This is a genomic window from Cupriavidus sp. 05N40, from assembly GCF_056397305.1.
Window position 1 is genome coordinate 1 of sequence record NZ_JBFTND010000470.1, and the last position, 471, is coordinate 471.

Genomic DNA, 471 nt, shown 5'->3' on the forward strand with positions numbered 1-471 from the left:
TGGCCGGCTACATCCCCATCGTGTCTGCCAGTGGCTATGCCAGCCGGCATCCGCGCTACATCCCCATCGTGTCTGCCAGTGGCTATGCCAGCCGGCATCCGCTGTACCTGATCGGGGTCGATTACACGATGGACCCGTCGACCGAAATCTGCGCGGCCTGCGGCAACCTGGGTCTGTTCGACGGCGATCGCTCGGCCAAATCATTGTGGTCCTACCTGCAAGCCTTCATGGCCCATGGCCCTGCGGCSTTGCCCGAACCGCCGCCGCTACCGCGCCGACCCARCCRSAAACAGGCCACRCTGCARCCCTACCGCGACTGGTACGCCGGCCTGCGYCGCACGCTGGCCAAGCCGCACGGCATGTTGTGGGTGCCCATCACCCTTCCGCTGTGGCTGGGCTGGCTGCTGATCAACGCGTTTCCCGACAGCGTGGAAGCATGCATCCAGTACAACGTGCCCTACACGCCCTTTC

Annotated in this window: 1 protein-coding gene; it reads left to right on the top strand. The window is 65.1% G+C overall.

Going from position 1 to position 471, the window contains the following annotated elements; all coding sequences use genetic code 11:
• The coding region (locus AC1DO7_RS41495) for a hypothetical protein (protein ID WP_477117606.1) at positions 1–471 on the top strand (471 nt) is incomplete at both ends.